Source organism: Wolbachia endosymbiont of Cylisticus convexus (assembly GCF_003344345.1).
The window spans coordinates 1-5,199 of sequence record NZ_QPIP01000087.1 but is presented as its reverse complement, the minus strand read 5'-3'; the positions used below and the strand labels follow the sequence as shown (position 1 = coordinate 5,199).

8 protein-coding genes are annotated in these 5,199 nt (G+C 34.7%); all 8 read right to left on the bottom strand.

Features of this window, described 5'->3' with window-relative positions:
* Window positions 1–2,141: phage tail tape measure protein (locus Wcon_RS07775; protein WP_114517780.1), on the bottom strand; the 2,141-nt coding region annotated here is incomplete at its 3' end.
* Window positions 2,123–2,254, bottom strand: coding sequence for a hypothetical protein (locus Wcon_RS12575; RefSeq protein WP_255565541.1), 132 nt, complete (start codon window positions 2,252–2,254; stop codon window positions 2,123–2,125). The genes Wcon_RS07775 and Wcon_RS12575, both read right to left, overlap by 19 nt.
* On the bottom strand, window positions 2,251–2,508 hold the full coding sequence (locus Wcon_RS07770) for a phage tail assembly protein (RefSeq protein WP_114517779.1): 258 nt from the start codon (window positions 2,506–2,508) through the stop codon (window positions 2,251–2,253). The genes Wcon_RS12575 and Wcon_RS07770 overlap by 4 nt, the downstream gene beginning before the upstream one ends.
* A gap of 83 nt (window positions 2,509–2,591) precedes the next feature.
* Window positions 2,592–2,873, bottom strand: coding sequence for a type II toxin-antitoxin system RelE family toxin (locus Wcon_RS07765; protein WP_010082215.1), 282 nt, complete (start codon window positions 2,871–2,873; stop codon window positions 2,592–2,594).
* Window positions 2,857–3,057 (bottom strand): hypothetical protein, encoded by a 201-nt coding sequence (locus tag Wcon_RS07760; protein ID WP_007303020.1) that lies wholly within the window; start codon window positions 3,055–3,057, stop codon window positions 2,857–2,859. The genes Wcon_RS07765 and Wcon_RS07760 overlap by 17 nt, the downstream gene beginning before the upstream one ends.
* 61 nt (window positions 3,058–3,118) lie before the next feature.
* A complete protein-coding gene (locus tag Wcon_RS07755) occupies window positions 3,119–3,625 on the bottom strand; it encodes a phage major tail tube protein (protein WP_114517778.1) in 507 nt (168 codons plus the stop codon).
* A gap of 11 nt (window positions 3,626–3,636) precedes the next feature.
* Entirely contained in the window at window positions 3,637–4,785 is a 1,149-nt protein-coding gene (locus tag Wcon_RS07750; protein ID WP_114517781.1) for a phage tail sheath subtilisin-like domain-containing protein, read from the bottom strand.
* Window positions 4,778–5,199: hypothetical protein (locus Wcon_RS07745; protein WP_114517777.1), on the bottom strand; the 422-nt coding region annotated here is incomplete at its 5' end. The genes Wcon_RS07745 and Wcon_RS07750, both read right to left, overlap by 8 nt.

The following is a 5,199-nucleotide window of genomic DNA, read 5'->3' as shown; positions in this document are numbered from 1 at the left end:
CTATTTTCACATCTACTTTTCTTGAATGCTTTCTTAACTTCTTCTTGTTCTATAGCTCTTTTTTCTTCTATAACACCTTTAACTTTAAAACTCTCAAAATTGCCTTTACTATTTTCTGAAAATTGTTTAATAGCACTATTACTTGTCAATGGGTTTCCGTTACTGAAAATGCTATTTTTAGAAAGCTTATTAACAAAATTTCCATTATTTTCAAATTTTCTAATCGGGCTATTCTCAGCAAATATGCTACTAACTGTATTTCCCATCCATGAAAAAGCTTTTCCTATAGGTTCAATGAGTGATTTCCAAAAGCTAGAGAAAAAGTCTTTCACTTTTTGCCAGTTAGTTAGAACATAAACTGCACCAGCAACAAGACTCGCTATTAAAAGTCCAATTGGGTTAGTCATTACAGCGAGTGTTATTGCTCTTAGCCCTGTTATTACTGCAGGAAAAACTATACTTGATAAAGATGAAAATGTTGTCAGTATTGTTGCTTTAAGACCAAAAATTGTACTTCCTAATAAAGTAATTCCATAGCCTAATCCCACTACTAAGACTTTCAAACTTATCAAAGCTGCTAAAGTACTCATGATTGCCGTAGTTAAAGTTGGATATTTTTCTGCAAAAGAAGCTATACGCTCTGTTATTGCTTTCAAACTTCCAGCTACATAATTTAAAGTAGGCAACATTACTGACCCTAGATTCATGCCAGCTTCAAATACTGCATTTTTAAGTAATTGTAATTTATTAGCTGTAGTATTTGCCCGATTGTTAAATTCGTCCTGCATTGAAGCGTTATATTTTTCTTTATCAGCTAAATGTTCAATAGCTTTCTTGTAAATGTCTAAGCTTCCTACTAAAAGAGCAATGTCATCTTGAAACCCAGAGCCAAACAAATTCATAAGAATACCGGCACGCTCTTGATCATCTATTTCTTTTAAAGTTTCAAGAAATTGCAATATTGCCTCTTGAGGATTTTTTTTAATGGTTTGTTCAAGCTCTTCTATACTTGTTCCCATCTCATCTAATGCATCGTGAAATTCAGGACTTTGCTCTCTTGCAGTCTGTAGTTTACTAAGAAAGTTATTTATAGCAGTTGCTGCTTTCTCAGGTTGTTTACCTAAACTTATGAACGCACTTGCTAAGCTACTTGCTTGATCAACTTCTAAACCAAACTGTTTAGCATTACCGCCAATTCTATTCAGTGTAAGAACCATTTCCTTTGCTTTAGCAGCAGTATTATCTGAAAGATGGTTTATTATGTTACCTACATTTTCCATACCATCAATTTTAATTCCATAGACGTTGGATATTTTCGCAATAGCATTACCAGCTTCCTCTGCCGACATATCAAACGCTGTGGTCATTTTAGCAACTACTGTTGTAAACTTCATAAGATCATCTTTGTCAATACCAAGTTGACCACCACTTGCAGCTATTTGTGCTAATTCTGCAGCTGACAATGGTATCTCCCGAGATAATTTCTTTAACTCTTTAGCGAACTTTGATGCTTCATCTTTAGTGTCATTTTGTACAAATTTTACTACCTTTTTAACGTCAGCCATAGCACTTTCAAAGTCAATCACAACTTTAACTGGAGCTGCAAGCGTTAGCCCTAGCCCAATAGTTTCTATAATTTGTGACTTAAAATGTGCTTTGCTTGCTAAAAAACTTTGGTGACTACGTATTGCAGACCCAAGCTTACCATACTTGCCTTTTAGCGCTTCAATAGAAGAACCAAGTTTATATTGGTCGCTTACTAATGACTTAATATTTCTTCCACTTTTTCTTACTTCTTCATTAAATGAATGTAAAGCATCTCTCTTTTTCAAATATGCTTCTTTTGCTTTTGTTGCAGAAAATTTAGCTTTATCAAACTCAGCTTTTAAAGTTTTGCTTGGTTTCTCTACCGCTTTCATTTGTTTAGCTAAAGATTTTACTTGATCTTCAAAGCCCTTCCATGATCTCCTGCTAGTTAAAACATCACTACCCAACTGCTTAAACTTTGATACTGATTTTAAAGATGAATCAAGCTTTCTTATATTCTCACCAAGATTAGAGAGTTGACTACTACTGCCCTTTATTACAGTATTAAAACTGCCATCAAGTACTGCACCTATTTTTATCGATAATACTGACATTTGAACTCCCTAGCTAATTTGCTCCATAAAATAAACTCACTAATCTCCATATCAAGAATGTGCTCAACTCCACCACCTATGATAGAGCCAAGCACTAGTATTTCTAATCTCAAGTTTTTTGGATAATCGGTGAAAAAAAACCCTTTAATACCTCTTGAATTTTCACATAATCAGCAATATCTAACTCTTCAATTGCTTCTTTTGCAACTGATGTCAAATTGGCAGTCAAAGTTACTTCCTTACTTAGATCACTACCACTAAGTCTCTCAATAGCTAGATAATCTCTAACTTTTGGACGTCTAACAGTAAGTTCTGAGACAGAAATACCATCAACTGTTATTGGGTTATTAAGTGTTATAGCTTGCATGTTCCTCCTTAAAAAGTTAATTAAATAAAAGTCTATATCGGCTTTTACATAACTAATTTCTTTGTATGGTGCTATAAATAGGATTAGCTTTGATAAGAATCTTTTCTGTGTTCAATTGAAGTAATAACTACTGTATGTTCTGGTACATCTATATAATAAAGTATACGATAGGTACTCACCCGTAGACTACGTTGTCCACTTAAGTTATGCTTTAATGGCTTTCCAAGTCCAATTGGATCAACTGTTAGACGCTCCATTATTGCCTTCTTAATCATTAACTTTACTTTTGCTGGAAGAGCCGGAATGTCTTTCTTTATAACAGATTCTGAATAGTCTATATTGTAAGGCTTAATCCCAGAAGGCATCTTGATGTTTAACCCTCTTTTCTTTATAGCGTTCGTCAGCAATCTTAGATAATTCCATATCTTCAATTTCTTCTTCCATTAATTCAGTTAATAACTTTAAAACGGACTTATCTTGAGATTGTGCTACACTAACAAGTAAACCAGTTAGCTGCTCTATGGAATTTGTATGAGCTTTAGAATCCATATTAACTATATACCTACAACTTCTTATATTTTAACATTTTTATGTAATTTTGTCAACCATATTAGATCCCTAGAATCGTTTGTAGCAAGGCCATTTGATCAACGCCATTTATCTTTCTAATCATATTTTCAGCATCGATCTCTATTAATTCATTACCACCTATCGTAAGTTTATAATAATGGGCAGCTACAGTACACTTCAGCGTTGCTTTCTCAGCAGGTTTCCAGTTGCCAAAGTCAAACTCTTTAAAAATGCCTTTTAAATTGATTATTACTGCTTCAATATCATTGTTTCCGCTGCCTTGTAATCCGCCCCTTAGCGTCAAAGCTACTGAATTTCCATTTATCAACCCAAATAGCCGAAAGAGCTCTGTATCGTATTCAGCAAAAGTGAAATCTGCTTCAAGCTTTTCCATGCCCATGTCAATATTTATTGGAATATCCATACCACCAGCACGGTACTCCTCTGTTTTTATGGTAAGCTTTGGTAGCGCTATTTCATCTATTTTTCCTGCATAACCACGACCATCTACAAATACGTTAAAATTTCTCAGTATTTTGGGTAACACTTCGCTTTCTCCTAACTTATATTTACAAGATGGGATCTGAATATTATTTGCTCAGCTGGATATGGCGGTGTAAACTCAAAATCAAAAGACACTTTTCCGCTTGCAATATTTGCCGGTGTATTGAGTTCTGGTGTTGCATAACATTTTCCGCTGATAATCGCTCCTTGCGTTTTTAAATTGGCCAAATAAGAATTCACCCCCTCAATCACATCATCTATGTAAGTTTTGGTGATATTGCGATCAACTGCCCATAAATGAGATCGAAGTAGACTATCGTTGATTAAATCTGCAGTCCTTCTCACTGACAAAAAAGCCCATTTTGAGTCATTTGAACATGTTCTATTTCCCCAAAGCCTATAGCCATTTTGATGAATTATCGTTGTTACTTCATTTTCATTTAAATGGTTTGCTCTACAATTTGTATTACCGAGCGTAAAATCAATAGGCCTGCTTGTTCCAACAATACCGTTTATTTCTTTATTTGAAGGTGAGTGCCAGAAGCCTTGCTCGCTGTCTATCTTAGCTATTAAACCAGCTACAAATGGACTCGATGGCAAGATTTTTTCTTTTCCTTCAATAAATAACTTAATCCATGGGTCAACTACGTAAACTCTTGAGCTGCCTACACTTTTTCTCCATTTTATTGCTTCTTCATCATTAGTATTTGGTCCATCTGCAACTATTATAGCTCTTAATTTTTCTGCTATGGAAATTAAAGCACTCACTACTGGATTTACTCCATCTATTTCAGGTAACTGATGAGTAAACTGAGGTGCAATTAATATTCTTGGAGCAATATGAACTATGCTTTCACTACTGAGGAATGCCTCTATCCCTTGATACTCTCCAGTCTCTTTATCAACACCGCCAATTATATTTTGGATAGTTTCACTTTCTTTAACTCGAATAACTACTACTGTTGCACCAATCTGGGAAAATATTCCGTTTGTTGCAGAAGGTAAACTGCCACTCTTTCCAAGTCTTGCTGCTTCTTTTAAGCTTCCTGCAATTAACACTGGTTTATTTAGCGGAAACTTTTGCTCATCAGCTTCAGGTGCAGTACCAATTACACCTATCACTGATGATTTAGTTGTACGTACTGTCTTTGCTCCTGAGGTTACCTCAATAACATTTACGCCATGTAAAAATTCTTCAGCCATTTCTTTGTATTTTTTTCCTGAAATCATCTAGCAAAGTCTGTAGCTCATTTTCACTTTTGGCTTCTTCAATCTTTCTTTTGGCTAAATCTTCAAGCTCTTCACATTTAATTATTGCTTTTACTGCTTTTTTCACTTTTTCCTCAATTATTCTTGCCATTTCAATAACCGTAATACCACGGACTTTTGCTAAAGGTTCTATAATTTCTTTATCCTTTTCATCTATAGATTCTGGTGCTGCTAGAATGCTTTTTGCGGCTTCCGCTTGAATCTCATAAGATTTAGCTTTTTGGTGAGAATGACCTGCATATTGGTGAGTATGATTATCATAATAGAAACGCATACTATCAAATGCACAAAGCTTCGCATTATCCAGTAACTCCTTTTGTATATCTTCTTTAGTACGCTGAGCAATTT